The organism is Leptothoe kymatousa TAU-MAC 1615 (assembly GCF_018739865.1).
GTDB classification, from domain to species: Bacteria; Cyanobacteriota; Cyanobacteriia; order Phormidesmidales; family Phormidesmidaceae; genus Leptothoe; species Leptothoe kymatousa.
The window spans coordinates 15,230-30,137 of the sequence record NZ_JADOER010000008.1 but is presented as its reverse complement, the minus strand read 5'-3'; the positions used below and the strand labels follow the sequence as shown (position 1 = coordinate 30,137).

The window sequence follows — 14,908 nt, the reverse complement described above, 5'->3', positions numbered from 1 at the left end:
TATGCGATTAGCCATCAAAGAATTTACTTTGCAATATATACATGCGGATCACATCTCGATATTTTCCGTTGGTAAAAACTTCTTGGATCAAACGGCCTTCTTCGGTAAATCCTGACTCATTATAGAGATGAATTGCTTTTTCATTTTCCACGGCAACAAGAAGATAGACCTTATTGAGGTTAAGAATGGAAAAGGCATAATCTAGGGCTAGGGAAATCAGTGGCCTTGCAAACCCTTTGCCTTGGTAGGCGGGTGAAATAATGATGGCGAACTCTGATGTTCTATGGATGTAGTCAATTTCTAGTAGTTCGACAAGTCCGATGGCGGTTTCGTTGCTATCTTCGGCGATGAAGCGTCTTTCTGTATTGTCGTGAATGTGCTTTTGGTATAGGTCTGCTAGTTCATCAAAGGATTCATAGGGTTCCTCAAACCAATAGGCCATTATGTTTCGGTTGTTGTTTAATGCATGGATAAATTCCAGATCTGTTTTTTCTAGGGCACGTAATTTTATTTGTTGTGGCATGGTGGTGACATGACTTTGGCAAAATAAATTATCCAACAAAATTATTGAAGATGACACCCATACAAAAGCATCCCCAATCCTGGAGACGTAAGAACTCCCCGCCCATTGGATAGGCCGGATAGAACGTGGTGAAACCAAACGCTAGAAAGGGGTTGGTTGGATAACCCAGCCTACGGCGCACCAGCGACCCGTACTTTTGGTTGTTATTGGTCTGGGGGTTCAACCCTGACCGTATCTCCCTGGTGGACTGTGCCGCCCTGGAGGACAAAGGCATACACCCCAGCGCTGGGTAGTTTTTCGCCTTCGAGGGCCGGAATGCCTAGTTGGTTGTGCTGCGCGATCGCACGCAGCACCCCTAAGTCTTCGGGCAGATCGCTTTGGGCCAGGGTCGTTATGGCACAGCGGGGACAGGGATCGGTAATGCGTAAGCGCACCTGATCCCCAATGGCCACGGTTTTACCCACCCAATCATTTTCCACAAAACCTTTTTGGTCGGGGGCTGGTGTCACCACGATGTTGGGCCGAAATCGCCGTACTTCAAAACGACCTTGGGGATAAAGCTCATTCAAGCGGTCGAGGGTGGCGGTGGTCATCAGGTGAACCGCCGCATAATCAGAAAATCGGCCCTCCATCATCAGCGCACCAATATCCAAAATTGTTTCTTCCGCTGCCAGGGCATCCAACCGTTCCACACTGGGTTCCTTCGGTCGTTGGGTGGCCAATGTTACGTCACGTTGTAGCATCTGGGAAAGGAAGACATCGATTTGCTCGTGTTCACTGGTAACAATGGTGCCATCAGAAAGGGTAATCTGCACTGGGGGCAATGGTTTGCCCAATACTGGCGGTTCGACAAAGGCAGAGCGACAGCCTAGCAGTTTGCCCCATTTACGCGGCAGCTTAGCGCTGGCCACATTGCCCGTGGCTTGATCGATCAAGCCATAGGCGCGATCGCCCAGCAGCCCGCCATCGGTGACAGCGGCGGTAGTCAACTCCTCACCCAGCATAGATTTGACCGGATATCGCCACAGTGAAACAACTGCACCACTTCCATTAGGCAGATTGCTGGACATAATTTTTTAATTGTCGAAATTAGTAGATGTGTAGATTATGGATGTTTAGACGCTTCAAGACTGTTTAGAGAGCACTTTTTGGAATTATTAGACACCCAGATATGGACTGTTCTCCCTATCTGGCTTCTCCATCCAGGTTTGAATTATCTTGGCCATCGTTTTGGTATTCGGTAACGTTGTAAGTGGCTAACGCTTGTTGAACCATCTTATTTGTTGTTGTGTTTGGAAACATACGGTAGCTTGGGGCGATAATCTCTTCGACTTTTGTTGGTTCGACTTCAATCACTGCGAGAATGGGGAATGTGTCTCCTACTAATTGAGCTAAGTTCGCTTTCTGCTGTGGATAGCGTTCGTGGGATGCTCGGAGAATGGTGGCTGTTCCTCTAACTTTATGGCCTTTTTGGGTAAACACATTAACGAAACTCAGACACACGCGAGGGTTGTTTTCGATATTGCGAACGGTTTGGAGGGAGGCGATGTGGGCGACGATGATCTTGCCGTTGCCATCGTGCATAAAGACTTCTTTGGGAGATACGTTGGGGCTGCCATCAGGCGCAACGGTGGCAAGCCAGCACAATACACTTGATTCTATGGATTGGGCAATTTTTGCGGTGATCATCGTTATTTACTCTAAGAATGGGTTCGTAAATTATTGTAAACGAGTGAATATCCTTCCTTTCGTCCCTGTATAACCAGCAGTGTTGTTAGAACTGGAGGAAGGGATGAATCGTCTTCCGTATCCCTCAGATTTAAGCGATGATGAGTGGGACTTGGTTGAGCCATTAATCCCCGTCCATCAGGGTGCCGGTCATCCTCGAGAAGTGAACTTACGAGAGATCGTGAATGCCATTTTGTATTGGGCTGATAACGGTATCAAATGGCGGGCGATGCCTCATGATCTGCCTAACTGGTCAACTGTCTATGATTATTATCGTCGTTGGGTCAAGATAGGCTTATGGGAACAGATCAATGAACGCTTGGTAAAGCTAGTAAGACTCGCAGAGGGACGAGATGAGCAACCGAGCTTGGCCAGTATTGACAGTCAATCTGTGAGGACCTCAGAGAAAAAAGGACCTGAACAAGGAATTGATGGTCATAAGTGTGTCAAGGGACGTAAGCGTCATATCGTTGTTGACATCTTAGGCATGGTGTTAAATTGTTTTGTTAGTGCCGCCAATATGGCGGATATTAAAGCAGCCGTTGCAGTGTTAGGGCCTGTATTAGAGACCTATGTGAGGCTTGAGAAAGTGTTGACTGACCAAGCATACAAGGGAGCTTTAGGAGAGATTGCAAAACACGTTCATCACTGCATTTTAGAGGTGACAACAAAACTAGGCGAGGGGTTTATCCCGGCTCCTTATCGATGCCTTATCGATGGGTCGTTGAGCGAACATTCTCTTGGTTAGATAAGGCCAGACGTCTGTGTCGAGACTATGAGGTTTTACCTGAAAACCATGAAGGATCGGTCTATATGGTCATGATTAGACTAATGCTGCGTCGGCTAACCGATAATCGACGACGGTGGACGTCGAAGACTCCTCAGACTGCCTAGTATTAGTTTACGAACCCATTCTTAGGATAGACCGTTTCCATCCTGCCTGGCTTATGATGCTTGGGATAAGTGATGATTTAAGAAAGCGGTGCGTTAGTCACGCTAACTAGCTAGCTACTGACTATAATCGGAGTCCTTAATCAAACCTTAACCAAAAACTGATATCTCCTTTTAATTACTATTCTATGTAGTAGTAACGCAGTGATTTCCTGTTAGGATTAACGTAAGTAATCAGTCAACTGATTACTCTTGTCTTTGAAATAAGAGGCTAATTATTATTTATCGCTATCGCTCTTATTTATTGCTAGCCTGCCCGGAGTTTATATGGTTTGGATCATCTTCTATACTATATGTGCTGTATCTTCAGTCTTCGCATTTTTTTATGCAGCTTTTGGATTAACAGAACACTTAAAGGCTGCAAATAAGCTCGATTTTAACCATAGCAAAAGGGGTAATTATAATAATGGTGTCCCTGTAGTGCCCTCTAACACCTATCAGTATAATGAGGACTATATAGGCGATCAATATAATACAATTGTTCCTGCAAGTATAAGAGAAGCTACATTACAGTCAGGGCTAGAAGGGTTTATTGAGGCTGAATTGGTAAGATTTGGAGCAAGGTCAAATGGAGAATTCAAAGTTCTTTATTCAGACTCAAATCTATCTAAGCTGGGAATAGTTTTAGAAACTCTTCTAGGAAAAGATACAATTCATTTCTATGTTGAGAAAGATGATTTTGTTCGTGCAAAGGAAAGGGAGCGAGAAGATAGTCTTATAAGTAAGTTAGAAGATTTAAAGGAATCTCATCCTAATATAATCATAGATAAAGGTTCCATAGAAAGAGAGAAAGAGGCTATTCAATCTTCTTCTACATCTAGCAAAGGTGGAGAGTTGTTAGGTAGATTTCTTCAGGAAAAGTATGAGCATAGTAAAATTCGGGAATGCTTCATTGAGAATCATGAATTTGAGGTGATTGGCTTTCGAAATGAGGGTAATAACGGATTTCTTGTATCTGAAAGACAGAATGATGACTACTCAGTAGAGATAAAGCTTCTAAAAGATACATTAACTGCATCGGGAAAATCTTTGTTGAAAGACGACATCAATTCGTACAGTAAATTTAATGTTTATGGAAAGATAGGACCGATTGATAAGGAGGAAAAAATTATTACTGTAGAGGCTTATGCAGTTTTCTGACAATGATTAATAAAAGTGTCTTGTTTTTGATACTAGGATTCTCAGGCTTGGGCTTGGTTGGTTCTACACTTAAAATATTTGAACATCTTCAATCTCAAAGTGAAGATATCATAGCTGTTGCTTCACCAAAACTTCAAAATCCACAGGCGAATCATAACTCTTCACCTGAAGATCCTTTTGCTGCCTTATTTGGAGATGTTTCACAACCCACTGTGGCTGATTCTCCTACGAATGAGGCTTTAAGTAATTGTGAAAATAATAGTCAATTGTCTCTCGAAGGATGTGAACAGGCTATTAGAACGCTGAGCGAAAGATTTTCAAATATTGATGCAGAAACTATTGAATGGGTGACTGTTCAATATAAGTCACAGTGCCTGATCGACAATGAAAATCTTTCGGATGCTGCAGAGGCTAGATTTGCTATTGGCAGTCAAATAATTGAAGTTGAGTTTAAAAATGATGATGGAGGACTTATTGAAATTGAATATGAACAGGAGCCAGTACGTGAAATTCCGCAGGAGTTACGAAAAATCATCTCGGACCATCTTGATGCCGAAGAGACACCTTTGAAAAGTTCGCATTATGAACTTGAAAAAGGTGCCAGAGGAGATGTAACTCTTGAGTTTGAGGTAAATGCTTCGACTGATCGAGATAAGTCTTTCGATAGTAAAGGTGAGAAAGTAGAAGTTAATCAATGTGAAGATTAGCAAACACTCTCAGATTATTTAAAAGCAATTTAAGAGAATTAATTCTTAATTAATAACAGTCTCCTTAGAACTATTCGGCGTCAATTGCAAATACAACCCCGGCACCACCAGAAACGCAATCAACGTCGCCGACAACAACCTAAAAATAATCGCCATACATAGCGGAAACTACTGCGCATCACTAAACGCAAATGGTAACAGACCAATAATCGTCGTCAGCGACGTCGTCAAAATCGGCCTTAACCGATCGCTGGCCCCCGCCACTGCCTGGCGCACATCCAATCCCTCCTTCGTCGTTCATTCATCGTCTCCACCATCACGATAGCGCCAGTGCTAACTTGTCAGTTCACATCATTCACCACCATTCGCACCTACAGTCTTTATGCTCATTTTTACAACTGTTAAAATATAGAAACTTAGTAGATTAACTAGCACATCTGATGACTGCTTTAACCGTTAACCTTGAATCGGCCATAACCATAACCGACCAGCAGTTCTATCAGCTCTGTCGTCAGAACCCCGACCTAAAGTTTGAACGCACTGTCGAAGGAAACCTAGTCATCCTGTCACCGACCGGTGGAGAAACGGGTAACCGCAATGGCCGCCTAATCCAGCAGCTTTTCAACTGGTCCGATAATAACGAATTAGACATTGTCTTTGACTCGTCCACTGGTTTCAAACTACCCAATGGTGCCGACCGTTCGCCCGATGCCGCCTGGGTCGCTTTAGAACGATGGCAAGCCCTCAACCCCGAACAACAAGAACAGTTCGTGCCCCTATGTCCTGACTTTGTAGTGGAGCTAATGTCCCCCAGCGATGCCCTCAGCAAAGCTCAAGAAAAAATGGCCGAATACCTGGAAAATAGTCTACGCCTTGGCTGGTTAATTAATCGTAAAGGACGGTTTGTTGAAATTTACCGCCCCAACCAGCCGGTTGAAAAATTGGAGAATCCGACTCAACTATCAGGGGAAACCCTGTTGCCCGGTTTTAATCTGAAACTATCCTACATTTGGTAGGTAGAGGTAGTCGTCGTAGGGCAAAGCCCACCAACACTATATGTGGTCGCATTTGAGTGTTCTTATGGTGGATGTAACCCTGTCTTAATCCAAAATCGTCTTGTTTCTCGGATAGAATCTTCTTCCGGATTAATTGGCATACTGAGCAGCAAGCATTGCATTCATGTGAGTAAAAATGCGATCTAGCTCTGATATAGCATCTAGTTCTGCGATTTCCTCAAGGGTGAGTTGGTCAGCTTTCTTTTTATCCAGCAGGCTTTCCATTCGCAGCTGAAGGGTTTCACTAAATTTGAACAAGTACCAGGTACCGACTAGTTCGAGTCGGATTTCATGTATTAGTGAAGATGGCTGTTTAAGGGTTGTAACCATTTTGCCTTTGGGAAACCTCGGTTTGGAGGTACTGTGCGCTTACTATGTAATTATAATGTGGCCTGATTGTGGCAGCTATGGCATTTTGCTTGCACGGAGAAATGGCATGGCTTTTGCTAGTAGTCATGGTATTTGTGTTTACCCTAGCGTCTGCATAAGCCATCGTGTTATTGCGCCATCATCTGCAGTTTGCGATCGCACCAACGCCTCTTCAACCAGGCTCATCTTTAGACCTGGCAACACTTCAGACACCTGTATTTGTCCACTGTGTCCCTCTGCTATGGAGAAAGCAATTAGGTGATAATCATGGTGGTCTATCCTTACCAGGTTAGCGATAGATGGAAAATCATCGACCCAATCAAGCGTGCTAATTTGGCCCATGATTCAAGGCTTATCATTCACAATATTTGCTGTTTCCATAGATTAAATAACTTTTGAGTCACAACTACTAGGAAGTGTCAATAATAAGGAGCGATTGCTTTTTACAGCTAACAAGGCTGAACGTTCACCTATGGCTGAAGAAAAGACCGATCACAACGTTCTGATTATCCATAGCTCCACAGCAGAGCGTAAAATTTCTCTGCAGGATCTGCAACATGGTCCCCACTGTCGCTACAGCATTATTGAAGCAGATCTTGCAGAGAAAGAGCGCTGTCACCAGGAATGGTTTGATGCTATCTTGCTAGACCTTCAGGGTGCCGATACCGATGGGTTGCAAATTCTAGATCGGCTTAAGATTCAGTACCCAGGGACAGTCATCATCGTGCTGGCCAGTCAGAGAAATGAGCAACTTGCGATTCGAGCCATAGAAAACGGTGCTCACGACTATTTGATCACAGATCAGTTATCCCCAGAGCTGATCCAGCGAACCATTCGTAGCAATATCAAACACCTACAGCTTCAGAACCAGCTTCAGGCTAATCAAAAGCGTCAGGAATTGATTACTGCACTGACCCTAAATATTAGACAATCTCTCGTTCTGGATGAAACCCTTAAAACGACCGTAGAAGGAGTTCGCCAGCTATTAGGGTGTGATCGGGTGCTCGCCTATCAATTTTCGCCTGACATGAGTGGCACCATCATTGCTGAGTCGGTTCAAGCGGGCTACCAAACATCGCTGGGACAAACCGTACGTGATTCGTACTTTCAAGATCAAGGCGCTCAGGAGTACTGCAAAGGCCGGATCCAATGGGTAGATGATATCTACACAGCTAATTTAGATCCTTGTCATATCAAATTACTCGAACAGTTTAATGTACGGGCAATTTTAGTCACACCGATTTTACTGCAAGACAGCCATAAGACCCCCCCACGCCTATGGGGCTTATTGGTGGCTCACCAATGCGTGGGGCCACGGGCATGGATTTCTGATGAAACAAAACTCTTAGAGATGTTATCTCTGCATATTGCCATTGCCATTCAGCAAGCGCAACTATTAGAACAAACTCAAACCGCCCTAGAAAAAGCTAAGGCATTAAGTGCATTTAAATCAAAAATTTTAACCACAATTTCCCATGAGTACAACACTCCCCTAACCGCTATAAAAGCAGCTGCCGAAACATTACGGGTCCACTCTAATTCCCTTGATTCCAGCCATCGAGATCGCTATCTTTCCATCATTGAATATAAGGCGAAATACCTGTCTGTGCTAGTAAAAGATATGCTGCTAGCCAACCAAGCAGATCTTGACCAGCTACAGCTAAAACCGATGGATATTAACTTAGAGCGTTTATTTTCCAAATTGATCGACGAACATCAAGACATTGAAACGGATAACAATCATATTTCTCTTACCAGTCTCGGAAATATCGATAATTTTGTTGGCGATCTCGGACTCTTGCAACAAGTGTTTGAGAACTTATTATCCAATGCTATTAAGTACTCCCTAGAGGGAGGCGATATTCAGTTAGTGATTGTGGGAGAAGCCACCCAAATCACCTGTCATATCAATGATGAAGGCATGGGCATCCCAGAAGCAGATATTCCCTATTTATTCCAAGTGTTTCGCCGAGGTAGCAATGTTGGTGAAATACCTGGAACTGGCTTGGGTCTAAACATTGTCAAAGCTGCTGTGGAATTACATGGTGGCAGTATTGTTGTCAAAAGCAAGCAGGGAAAAGGAACTCGCATTAAGGTAGAACTACCCAAGCGTCCCAAGGAAAATTTCACCCTGCACAATTAAAATTATTGCTTGGCGCATATAGTTCAGCCCATAGGTGATCGCTAAAAGCCTTTGCCCAAATGGCATTTTCAGAGAAACAGACGATTCAGACGCGGGTGACAAAATCTCGGTCGATGTTAAGACGAGTACGAAACAGCTTTTGAGTTGTTCGGCGTCAACTGCAAATACAACCCTGGCACCACCAGTAACGCAATCAACGTCGCCGACAACAACCCAAAAATAATCGCCATACACAGCGGAAACCACTGGGCATCACTAAACGCCAACGGCAACAACCCAATAATCGTCGTCAGCGACGTCGTCAAAATCGGCCTCAGTCGATCGCTGGCCCCCGCCGCCGCCGCATGGCGCACATCCATCCCATCCTTGCGCCGCTCGTTCATCGTCTCCACCATCACGATGGCATCGTTTACCACAATCCCCACCAGCGCAATCACACCAATCATCGCCGGAAACGAGAACGACAGGCCGAGGACAAAGAACCCAAACAGCGTGCCAATTAACGCAAAGGGAATCGTCAAAATAATAATCACCGGTTGGGTATAGGAGCCAAACTGGAGCACCAACACCGCAAACACCAGGAAGATGGCCACCACCAGCATCTGCCCCGCCGAACCAAAGGTTTCACTGCTGGTATCCGCATCCCCCCCAAATCGGTAGGAATAGCCCTGGGGCCAACGCTCCGGATTGTCCCGATCCGTCGGGTCGTGCTGCATTGCCTCCAGCTTCGGCGTTAGCTCCGCCAAAATCTCAGTATCGAAAAAGTCTTGCCCCGGAATCACCTTGGCCAACACCGTCACACTGCGCCGGGTATCGCGATGGGTAATGGCCAAGGGCACCGCCCCCGGCACTTCTTCCAGTAGGGCATCGGGCGAGATGGCATCGCCATCGTTGTTGATAAACCTGAGGGTGGCAAATTCATCTAGCCGCGAAGGTCCGCCAATGCGCCCCTGTTGCGAGGGCCAGCGGGTACTGAGGCGAATATCGAGATCTTCTTCACCGCTGCCGATGGCAAAGTCGCCCACATCGTTGTCGATCATCATATAGCGCCCCTGTAGCCCCAATTCATCCTGGCTAATGCCGTAGAAATTTAGGGCCTCCCGCTTGGGCACCAGTTTATAATCTTCCCGCAGGTTACCCAGGTCGTCCCGCACGTCCATGGTGCCAGGAATCTCTCGCAACACCTGTTGCACTTCGCTGGAAATTTCCCTTAGGGTTTGTAGATCGTCACCAAAAATTTCGATTTGGACTGGGTCCGCCCCACCACCGGCAATGGGAAACCCAGTGGCCAATACCGCCCCTGGATAGTCGCGGATAATTTCGGTTTCTAGCTGCACCTTTAGATCATAGGCATAGTCAAAGGAATCCCTGGCCCGCTGGTTGCGGTCCACAAATACTGCCGACAGGCCAACAAAATAATCGGCATTGCCTGGCTTAATCTCGCTGGCGGCCACCAGGTTACTGCGCTGCCCCACCAGCTTTACGACGCTGTTAAATACTTTTTTGCCATTGGGGTCGCTATAGTTGCGCACGATTTCTCCCATGCGGTCGGCTACTGCTTGGGAGGTTTCTAGGGTGGCGGCGGGGGGTAGCTCCACATTTAGGCTGAGTTTGTTGTCGTCGCTGACGGCAAACAAAGAGCTGGGTAGCTGGCTAAACAACAGTGCCGCACAGACAAATAGGGCCAGGGCACCCGCCGTCCACAGCCGGGCCACATGGCGGTTGGGCACCGTCATGCGCAAACTCCATTGGGAGAATTTCTCGGAAGCGGCCTCTGTTAGGCGGTCTACATAGGTTTTAGACTCGCCATGGCCCCCTTGGTTGCCCAAGAGAAACTTGGACAGGGGCACCACGGCAAACAACGCCAAAATGTAGCTCATCACCAAACAGGTAATGGCGCTAATGGGAATCAGGCGAATAAATTTGCCTAGGGTGCCGGAAATGGCCATTAGGGGGGCCATGGCTAAAATGGTGGTGAGCTGCCCGGTAAATGCGGGGGAGGCATAGGTACGCACGGTTTTGATGGCAGCCTGGGGAAATCTCAAACCCTGGACAAAGATGCCGTCGTGCAACCCTTCTAGCATGAGGATAAACACGTCCACCAGCAAACCTAGGGCTAGGATCATGCCTACGGTGACCATGGTGTTGAGGGTGTAGCCCAGCATCCACAGGATAAACAATACCCCGGCAAAGGTCATGGGAATGGCCAGTCCGGCAATTAGGGCCTCTCGCCAGGTGAGGGCCACAAACAAGATGGCAAATACCAACAGGGAGGCCTGAAATACATTGACGGCGAGGTTGGATAATTCGTTGCGAATGGACCCTGCGTCGTTGGTGATGACGCGGTAGTCCATGCCAAAGAGCCACAGGTTAGGGTCCTGCTTGGCTAGCTCTATTTCCGCCAAAACATCGTCAATCACCTGGATGGTGTCGCTACCGGCAACTTTGACCACTTCGAGGTTAATGGTGGGGCTAAACTCACTGCCTTGCCAACTGAGAAATGCGCGCTGGGTTTCCCGTTCTAACCCCTGGTAGACATTGGCCACCTCCGACAGGCGCACCACCCGGTTGTCGTCTAGCCGGGTGACGGGAAGATTTTCTAAATCGTCGAGGGAGCGAAAGCGGCCGTAGAGTCTCACCTGGGCACCGATTTCGTCATCCCGCACCAGATCCCAGGAGCGGTCGATGTTGCCCCCTTGGATGGCGTCGCGCACCTGGGTGGAGGAAATGCCCAGGGTGGTGAGGCGACTGGGGATCATCTGCACGTGGATCACGTCATCCCGCTGGCCGCCGAGATTTACCTCCCGTACATTTTTGACGGACTCTAGCCGTTCTTGTAAATCTTCGGACACCTGACTTAGCAAACCAATGTCCAAGCCTTCTCCGGTGAGGGCCAGGGTAAGCACCGGGGAGTCTTGCTGGGACAGTTGTTCAAAGCTGGGCTTTTCCCGACCGGTGGATTCTTCCGGCAGCTCGGACTCGGCATCGTCCACTTTGCCCCGCAGTTCCTGGATGGACTGGGCTACGGGGGCCTCGGCCTTGAAGGCCACATTGATGATGGAAAAGGAGTTAAAGGTGGCGCTGGTAAAATCGTCCAGCCCCTGGAGACTTTTGATTTCTTCTTCGAGTTTGTCGGTAACTTGGTTTTCGATGGTTTCTGCGTCGGTGCCGCCCCAGGTGGTGGTGATCATGGCCCGGGCAATTTTAATCTCTGGGTCTCCTTCTTTGACCATGGAGAAGTAGCCCATTAGCCCCCCCATGAACAACATAAAGCATAGGAGAATGGCAAAAATTTGCTGGGTAAAGAAGAATTCCATCCAGGCGGGTGCCTCGGCCCTTTTTTCATCGTTGGGGGCAACAACAGCGCGCTCGTCGATCTGCATGGTTTCTAGTTCCGACTCACAATCTCGACGGGGGTGCCATCTACTAAACGGTTTTGCCCTTCGGTGACGACTAAATCGCCGGGTTCTACGCCGGAGAGAATTTCCACACCGGCCAAGCCTTCAATGCCGGGGGTGACCCGACGCTGTTGGACGGTGCCATCGGCTTCATTGACTACAAATATATGGGAGGCCTGACCTCTGGTGACGACGGCCCCGATGGGGAGGACCACCGCATTGCGATCGCTAGCCACTTCAACCCACACATAGACCCGACCGCCCACCTTCAGGTTGCGCACCCGGTCGAGGTCGCGAATGGTAATTTCGGTGCCCCGGCTGCCCGGCGTTTGGGACGGGCTAACGGCAAAGACCCGGCCACCGCTACCCCGCTGCTTAGCAATATCCAACAGGTCCTGGGAGCCGATGCCCGCCGCCTGGGCCTGACTCACGTCCTCTTCTAGGACGACATAGGCCCGCTGCCCGGCGGCAATGTCGTCCGCGTCCCCCGCCTGGAGCTCCAGTTCCACTTCAAAGGAGGTGGGATCCACCACCACAATTGGGGCGGATTCAATTAAATCTTGGGGACTAGCGGTGTTGAGGTATTGGGTACTCCAATATTCTCCTTCGCGGATATTAATGTAGGCCACCACCCCATCAATGGGGGACACCAGCTGGGTATCTTCCAGGTCAACGGCGCTTTCATTCAGGCGGGCAACCGACGCATTCACCGTGGCTTCAGCCGACCGAATGCCGTCTTCGGCAGAGCGCACGTCCTGCTCAGCGGTTTTGAGGGCAGCGGCGGCTTGGTCCACCCGGTTAATGTAGGAATCGCGATCGCTTTCCGAAACGGCCCCCTGGACAAATAAATTCTCATAGCGGCGCAGCTCCGTTTCAGCCAGGGCCAGGTCCGACTGTGCCCGTTCTAAACTGGCCTGGGACTGCAAAAAACTCGCCCGCGACTGGCTCAGCTGCGTTTCAGACACTTGAATATCCGCTGCTGCCGTGTCAATGCTAGCCTCCTGCCGACGAGCGTCAATTTCCGCCAGCAACTGCCCCCGCGCCACAAAGTCTCCTTCCCGCAGCTCCACACCGTTGAGCTTGGCCACATAGGTAATGTCGCCACTGGCCTGAAAATTCAGCAGTCGCCGTCGCACCGGCCACACCGAACCCTCATCAAATACCCAGCCCTGAATCGGACCTTTTTGGGCGATTTGCACCTTCACCGGCAACCGCGCCAGGTTCAAAATGGCGTCCTCGCCATCTTCGCCAGGAGGAGCCGCGGTCAAAGACCGATAGGCCTTGACACCGACCCAACCCGCCACCACGAGCATAACTAAGGCCACCGCAGGCCAGAGGGGCTTCTTCGGTTTTCGACGCCAGCCTGGGGAGGGGCTGGATGGGGGCTGGGAAGGTGCCTCAACAGCTACGTCTGCAGGGGGATCAGGGGGCACCGGCGGTTGGGGTCTGATACCGTCAGAGGTCATAGGGGTAACGGTAGAACTTAGGTGGGCAGTGGGGGCACAAAACTATTGCTATAGCTAGATTATGAAACGAGTGGACAACCGAAATAGGGCTATGGTCTATGTAAATGGTAGGGCGTTCAGCAGCGAATGATTCGATCATGCTGCCAAATAACTTTTGGGAATTCAAGCGAATAGAATACAGTCTGGCAAAGTCGTAATATGAGTTATCAATACAGAATCTAAACTGTTCCCATTGCAGTCATAAATTTTGTCACCATTCCAATATTGTTTTGGTCAACGCTAAATGACGTCAACGGTTGTGGCTGGATTTAAGTCGTTATTGGGATCGGTGAGATAGCCCGCGGAAAATGAAACAGAAACTGGGATATCAGCCGTATCTAAACAAAGTTCGTGGTTATTGTCGTTATCTGCCAGGTCTCCCAGGGCAAACGGAGTCACATCAGCCGTTGAACCATTGGCATTTTTTACAGTAACGCTATCGGCATTACGCTCCAAGTCTCCTGGTTCCTCGTTGTTGACGGTGGTCACACCCCCCGCCCAGACAACACGCACAAGATGCATCGAATTTAGCGGGTATGTCGCACATTATCTAGAGCACCGTCCCCATGCCTAGATCCATACCAATGGTGTAGTCAAATTTCCCCTCGCCCACGGTGGCTCGCAGTTTTGCCAAAATGTCGTCCGTGTCATCATAGGGGCTACCAAAGTAATAGGGCTTACCGTTTTTGCCAAATTCATGGCGGGTCAGGTCATCCATGCGAGGTCCCAGGTTTACCTGAGCCCGCTCAAAATCTGCATGGGGGTCCAGCCCCAATCGCTTCGCATAATCCACCGCCCCAAAGACAACCGATTGCGCCTGGGCTAGGGAGATTGTTCTGTAGCTATCCTGCATGGTTTGGGCATAGGCCTTTTCTCGCATTAATGGATAGTCGATGGTTTTCACCTTTCGGGGTCCAATGACGTTTTTTACCCCCAAACACCAGGCATCAATCAGAAAGGTACTGACCAAACAATGTTGTCCATCCACACGGGACACCATCACCTGGAACAATCCTTTGCGATCCTTTCGAATAATTTGGCTACCAAAAAAGCGATCAAACCCCTGGGCGTCAATTAAACATTCCTTTAATTTCAGTGGCTTTTTGGGCTGGCTGTGCTTTTCCGGATTGGCGCTGAGCTGGGTATGGATAATATTGTTCACCTCGGCGGGGCGTAACCCTAGTTTGCGGGCAATTTGCTTCGGCCCCACTTTGCGATCGCGCAGAGCTAAAACTTCTTGAATTTGCTCGGGGGTAGCTGCCATCACTAAGGGGTCCAAGTACGCCGATTGTATTGCTTATTGTTGCGCAAGTATTATGGAACCGTGCATCAGGTTTGTAAGACTTTACACCGCTGTTGCAAGCTCCTCAAAATATTCATTTTCCGACA

Annotated in this window: 15 protein-coding genes and 1 pseudogene; 6 read left to right on the top strand and 10 right to left on the bottom strand. The window is 48.4% G+C overall.

Annotation, left to right across the window (positions count from 1 at the left end; genetic code table 11):
- Positions 1-7: 7 nt before the first annotated feature.
- The 3 genes from speG to IXB28_RS09385 form a co-directional block, all read right to left on the bottom strand.
- Positions 8-523, bottom strand: a complete 516-nt coding sequence (gene speG / locus IXB28_RS09395) for a spermidine N1-acetyltransferase (protein ID WP_216863007.1) — start codon at positions 521-523, stop codon at positions 8-10.
- Positions 524-726: 203 nt separating this feature from the next.
- Positions 727-1,593, bottom strand: coding sequence for an MOSC domain-containing protein (locus IXB28_RS09390; protein ID WP_215618322.1), 867 nt, complete (start codon positions 1,591-1,593; stop codon positions 727-729).
- Positions 1,594-1,708: 115 nt separating this feature from the next.
- On the bottom strand, positions 1,709-2,212 hold the full coding sequence (locus tag IXB28_RS09385; RefSeq protein WP_215618321.1) for a pyridoxamine 5'-phosphate oxidase family protein: 504 nt from the start codon (positions 2,210-2,212) through the stop codon (positions 1,709-1,711).
- Between the two features lie 103 nt (positions 2,213-2,315).
- Here IXB28_RS09385 and IXB28_RS09380 point away from each other — a divergent pair, with 103 nt between their 5' ends.
- The 4 genes from IXB28_RS09380 (at position 2,316) to IXB28_RS09365 (ending at position 5,049) form a co-directional block, all read left to right on the top strand.
- Positions 2,316-2,999, top strand: a complete 684-nt coding sequence (locus IXB28_RS09380) for an IS5 family transposase (RefSeq protein ID WP_215618320.1) — start codon at positions 2,316-2,318, stop codon at positions 2,997-2,999.
- On the top strand, positions 2,957-3,145 hold the full coding sequence (locus tag IXB28_RS09375) for a transposase (protein WP_215618319.1): 189 nt from the start codon (positions 2,957-2,959) through the stop codon (positions 3,143-3,145). Before IXB28_RS09380 ends, IXB28_RS09375 begins: the two co-directional genes overlap by 43 nt.
- 324 nt (positions 3,146-3,469) lie before the next feature.
- Complete coding sequence (locus IXB28_RS09370) at positions 3,470-4,342, top strand: hypothetical protein (RefSeq protein WP_215618318.1); 873 nt, start codon at positions 3,470-3,472, stop codon at positions 4,340-4,342.
- A gap of 2 nt (positions 4,343-4,344) precedes the next feature.
- Positions 4,345-5,049 carry a hypothetical protein gene (locus IXB28_RS09365; protein WP_215618317.1) on the top strand — a complete coding sequence of 235 codons (705 nt, stop codon included), beginning with the start codon at positions 4,345-4,347 and terminating at the stop codon, positions 5,047-5,049.
- 45 nt (positions 5,050-5,094) lie between these two features.
- On the opposite strand, the pseudogene IXB28_RS17050 reads toward IXB28_RS09365, so the two are convergent.
- Positions 5,095-5,387: pseudogene (locus IXB28_RS17050) on the bottom strand (efflux RND transporter permease subunit); the annotation flags it as partial.
- A 102-nt stretch (positions 5,388-5,489) separates the two neighbouring features.
- On the opposite strand from IXB28_RS17050, the gene IXB28_RS09355 reads away from it, so the two are divergent.
- Entirely contained in the window at positions 5,490-6,065 is a 576-nt protein-coding gene (locus IXB28_RS09355; protein ID WP_215618315.1) for a Uma2 family endonuclease, read from the top strand.
- Positions 6,066-6,194: 129 nt separating this feature from the next.
- Here IXB28_RS09355 and IXB28_RS09350 read toward each other — a convergent pair whose 3' ends face one another.
- Both IXB28_RS09350 and IXB28_RS09345 read right to left on the bottom strand, forming a co-directional pair.
- Complete coding sequence (locus IXB28_RS09350; RefSeq protein WP_215618314.1) at positions 6,195-6,434, bottom strand: hypothetical protein; 240 nt, start codon at positions 6,432-6,434, stop codon at positions 6,195-6,197.
- 138 nt (positions 6,435-6,572) lie between these two features.
- Positions 6,573-6,815, bottom strand: coding sequence for a hypothetical protein (locus IXB28_RS09345; protein WP_215618313.1), 243 nt, complete (start codon positions 6,813-6,815; stop codon positions 6,573-6,575).
- A gap of 130 nt (positions 6,816-6,945) precedes the next feature.
- Here IXB28_RS09345 and IXB28_RS09340 point away from each other — a divergent pair, with 130 nt between their 5' ends.
- The gene (locus IXB28_RS09340) at positions 6,946-8,616 is read left to right on the top strand and encodes a sensor histidine kinase (RefSeq protein ID WP_215618312.1); all 1,671 of its coding nucleotides are present in this window, start codon (positions 6,946-6,948) and stop codon (positions 8,614-8,616) included.
- 116 nt (positions 8,617-8,732) lie between these two features.
- On the opposite strand, the gene IXB28_RS09335 is transcribed toward IXB28_RS09340, so the two are convergent.
- From IXB28_RS09335 to IXB28_RS09320, 4 genes are all read right to left on the bottom strand, one after another.
- The gene (locus IXB28_RS09335) at positions 8,733-11,999 is read right to left on the bottom strand and encodes an efflux RND transporter permease subunit (RefSeq protein ID WP_215618311.1); all 3,267 of its coding nucleotides are present in this window, start codon (positions 11,997-11,999) and stop codon (positions 8,733-8,735) included.
- A 5-nt stretch (positions 12,000-12,004) separates the two neighbouring features.
- Positions 12,005-13,480 carry an efflux RND transporter periplasmic adaptor subunit gene (locus IXB28_RS09330; RefSeq protein WP_215618310.1) on the bottom strand — a complete coding sequence of 492 codons (1,476 nt, stop codon included), beginning with the start codon at positions 13,478-13,480 and terminating at the stop codon, positions 12,005-12,007.
- A 279-nt stretch (positions 13,481-13,759) separates the two neighbouring features.
- Positions 13,760-14,032: a hypothetical protein gene (locus tag IXB28_RS09325; protein ID WP_215618309.1), complete on the bottom strand. Its 273-nt coding sequence runs from the start codon at positions 14,030-14,032 to the stop codon at positions 13,760-13,762.
- A gap of 37 nt (positions 14,033-14,069) precedes the next feature.
- The gene (locus IXB28_RS09320) at positions 14,070-14,783 is read right to left on the bottom strand and encodes a hypothetical protein (protein ID WP_215618308.1); all 714 of its coding nucleotides are present in this window, start codon (positions 14,781-14,783) and stop codon (positions 14,070-14,072) included.
- Positions 14,784-14,908 lie beyond the last annotated feature (125 nt).

Excerpts from the sequence above, each read along its gene's own strand:
- IXB28_RS09380 (WP_215618320.1), top strand. The coding sequence starts at position 2,316 with ATGAATCGTCTTCCGTATCCCTCAGATTTAAGCGATGATGAGTGGGAC.
- IXB28_RS09385 (WP_215618321.1), bottom strand. The coding sequence starts at position 2,212 with ATGATCACCGCAAAAATTGCCCAATCCATAGAATCAAGTGTATTGTGC.
- speG (WP_216863007.1), bottom strand. The coding sequence starts at position 523 with ATGCCACAACAAATAAAATTACGTGCCCTAGAAAAAACAGATCTGGAA.
- IXB28_RS09330 (WP_215618310.1), bottom strand. The coding sequence starts at position 13,480 with ATGACCTCTGACGGTATCAGACCCCAACCGCCGGTGCCCCCTGATCCC.
- IXB28_RS09335 (WP_215618311.1), bottom strand. The coding sequence starts at position 11,999 with ATGCAGATCGACGAGCGCGCTGTTGTTGCCCCCAACGATGAAAAAAGG.
- IXB28_RS09355 (WP_215618315.1), top strand. The coding sequence starts at position 5,490 with ATGACTGCTTTAACCGTTAACCTTGAATCGGCCATAACCATAACCGAC.
- IXB28_RS09390 (WP_215618322.1), bottom strand. The coding sequence starts at position 1,593 with ATGTCCAGCAATCTGCCTAATGGAAGTGGTGCAGTTGTTTCACTGTGG.
- IXB28_RS09340 (WP_215618312.1), top strand. The coding sequence starts at position 6,946 with ATGGCTGAAGAAAAGACCGATCACAACGTTCTGATTATCCATAGCTCC.
- IXB28_RS09350 (WP_215618314.1), bottom strand. The coding sequence starts at position 6,434 with ATGGTTACAACCCTTAAACAGCCATCTTCACTAATACATGAAATCCGA.
- IXB28_RS09320 (WP_215618308.1), bottom strand. The coding sequence starts at position 14,783 with ATGGCAGCTACCCCCGAGCAAATTCAAGAAGTTTTAGCTCTGCGCGAT.
- IXB28_RS09370 (WP_215618318.1), top strand. The coding sequence starts at position 3,470 with ATGGTTTGGATCATCTTCTATACTATATGTGCTGTATCTTCAGTCTTC.
- IXB28_RS09365 (WP_215618317.1), top strand. The coding sequence starts at position 4,345 with ATGATTAATAAAAGTGTCTTGTTTTTGATACTAGGATTCTCAGGCTTG.
- IXB28_RS09375 (WP_215618319.1), top strand. The coding sequence starts at position 2,957 with ATGCCTTATCGATGGGTCGTTGAGCGAACATTCTCTTGGTTAGATAAG.
- IXB28_RS09345 (WP_215618313.1), bottom strand. The coding sequence starts at position 6,815 with ATGGGCCAAATTAGCACGCTTGATTGGGTCGATGATTTTCCATCTATC.